At 61.7% G+C, this 2,928-nt stretch carries 1 protein-coding gene; it reads left to right on the top strand.

From position 1 onward, the window contains the following. The first annotated feature begins 187 nt into the window (after positions 1–187). Positions 188–2,752 carry an autotransporter family protein gene (locus FEM54_RS29355; RefSeq protein WP_138453939.1) on the top strand — a complete coding sequence of 855 codons (2,565 nt, stop codon included), beginning with the start codon at positions 188–190 and terminating at the stop codon, positions 2,750–2,752. Positions 2,753–2,928 lie beyond the last annotated feature (176 nt).

Raw genomic sequence — 2,928 nt, 5'->3', positions numbered from 1 at the left:
AAGGATTAATGTGAACTTCGCCTCCCCAATCCCTTTTCTGCCACCACCGGCTGCGGTGCGATTGCTCGCGCCTGGGGTTCAGCAGGGCGCCTTGGGGGAATACATTCGGATCATCTGGTCCCTCGCTCAGCACACCTACAGCCGCCGGGCGTATTGGCGGCTTTGACTGTAGTTCATGGAGTTTGAAATGAAGCGTAAGCCGTTCCAGAAAACCCTGCTGGCCCTGATGGTCAGCGCAGGCGCCGCGCATGTTGCTGCGGTGGAATTCGACGTGAGCAGCGGCCAGAACAAGTGGAAAGGCCAGGTGTTCAACGAGCCTGTCACCTTGGTCGGGTCGCGCAATGTGGTGGCCACCCAGCGTAATGTCGATGGGGCCAGTGTTGCCGAGACCAATGTTCAGGGTTCGCTGATCAACCGCGCCGACTACAACATCGATGGCAGTGGCCTCAACATCCGTGGTTTTGTAGTGGATGGCGCGCTGGACTCTGATCTGCGGGCCCGTGGCGGCACGATCACCGGTGATGTCATCCAGGCCGGTACGATCAGGCTCACCAACCAGACCTGGGCCGAAGGTTTTGAGGTGGGCGCCGCGAACATCGGCGGCAGCGTGATCAACTCCGGAACTATCGTCACCGTTGACGTGCCGGGGTCGGACAGTGACGGCGAGGGCATGTACCTCAATGGCACGACCGTCGGTGGTGACGTGATCAACTCCGGCCTGATTGATGTCACTTCCATCTACGGCTACGGCCTGATCCTGGACACCCATAACAATATGCCGGTGACCGTCGGCGGCAAAATCCTCAACTCCGGCACCATCCGCGTCACGGGCGAAGAGGCGTTGGGCATTGAAGTTGAAACCGACACCAGTGACCTGCGTATAGAAAACAGCGGTGTGGTGACGGTCAACGGTGGTATGGCCAGGGCCGTACAGTTCAACTCCGGCACCTTCGATTACTTGCTCAACACCGGCACGATTGAAGCCAACGGCGCCAATGCGGTGGCTGTGCATCTGACTGGGGCAACCTTTACCCAGAACCCGCAGTCGGGCGCGCGCGGCGTTATCAACCGGGGTCTGATCAGTGCCGACAGCACCGCGATCCTGGTCAATGCCCGCGACCAGACTTCGCCCTTCGAGATCAACCAGCAAGCAGGCGAGATCCGCAGCAAATCCGGCACGGCCATCGACGCCGCCAACCTTGCCACGCTGAACTGGACGGGCGGCAAAATCACCGGCGACTTGCTCAACCTGAGTGCGGTGAATGTCGCCGGCCAAGCTGATTTTGCCGGCCAGCGCATCATCGCGCCGGTCTCGATAAATTCCGGCTCGTTGAACCTGGCCGCGCCCGGTACCACGATCAGCGGCAACCTTAACGTCGCCAGCGGTGCGGGCATTGATATGCACCTGGCCGACAGCGTGGTGCCGACCACGCCGTATCTGTCGGTCAACGGTACGGCTAATTTCGCCCAGGCGTCGAAGCTCACGGTGAGTGCGCAGCCAGGCGACTTTGCGCGCACCAATAACGGCACTCTATACACCCTGTTGCAGGCCACCAGTGTGCAGAACAACGGCCTGTCGGTTGCCAGTTCGTCATCGCTGCTCAACGTGCTGAGCTACTCGGCGGATGCGCAAACGGTCAAGGCTGTCGTCGCAGTTAAAGACAACCAGCAAGTGCAGCAGGAACTTGCCGGTGCAGGTGCCAGCGCCGCAGCGGCCACGGCGGTGAATACGTTCAAGAACGATGTGCTCGGCGGGCTCAACCAGAACGACCCAGTGTTCCAGTCCCTCGCCAACGCCGGGACTGCGCAACAGCTTGCTCAAGTGAGCGAGCAGCTCAAGCCGGACGTCAACCGTGGCGCGCTGGATGTGGCGTTGTCGGGGCAGACTGTTATCAATGGCGCAATCTTCAACCGCCTTACCGACCAGCGCGCAGGCCATCAAACCGGCGGCGTGTGGGTGCAGGGTTTGAGCAGCAACATGGACCAGGATGGGCGCGGCGGTAACAACGGTTACTCGGCCAACAGCAGCGGCATGGCCGTGGGTGTGGACGGGCGTTTGAACGACACCACCACCCTGGGCGTGGCTTACAGCTACCTTAATTCCAACATCCATTCGGACCTGGGCAACAAGACCGATGTGGAGGGCCACGCGCTGTCGCTGTATGGCAACTGGGCGCTGCAAAACTGGTTTGTGGATGGCAGCCTCAGCTACGGTCATAACGACAACGACAGCAAGCGCCATGTGGCGGGCACCACGGCCAAGGGCAGTTACGACAGCAACGTGTTGGCAGCCAGCGTGATCGGCGGCTACAGCTTCAAGCCATCGCAGGCGGTGGTGATCGAGCCACGCGTAGCGGCGCGTTATGCCAATGTGCGCATGGACGGCTACGACGAGAAGGGTTCTTCGGCGGCGCTGAGCACGCGTTCGCAGCGTTATGAAGTGGGTGAGTTGGGCGCCGGTGTGCGTTTGGCCGGCAACTTGCCGATGGGCGCAGGCAGCCTGCAACCGGAAGCGACCTTGATGGCGTATCACGACCTGATGGGTGATCGCGTCGCGCAAACCTCCAACTTTGTGGCGGGTGGTGCGGCGTTCACCACCACCGGCGCGTCGGTGGCGCGTGACAGCTACGAGGCGAGTGTGGGCGTGAATTACCAGGTGTCGGACTTCACCGTGGGCGCCAGCTACACCCGCCAAGCGCGCAGTGGCTTTGACGCCGATGGCGTGATGCTCAAAGCGCGTTACGCGTTCTAAGCCCCAGCGCTGATCGTTCCCACGCTCCGCGTGGGAATGCCGCCCTGGACGCTCTGCGTCTGCTTTTGAGGCCGTGACGCAGAGCGTCACCGGATGCATTCCCACGCGGAGCGTGGGAACGATCGGTAACACCACCAAACCCCTGTGGGAGCGGGCTTGCCCGCGATGGCGGTGGG

Origin of the sequence: Pseudomonas edaphica (assembly GCF_005863185.1) — a bacterium.
Taxonomy (GTDB): Bacteria; Pseudomonadota; Gammaproteobacteria; order Pseudomonadales; family Pseudomonadaceae; genus Aquipseudomonas; species Aquipseudomonas edaphica.
Note: the sequence above shows the minus strand (reverse complement) of the source record. Positions and strands in the feature narration are given on the sequence as shown.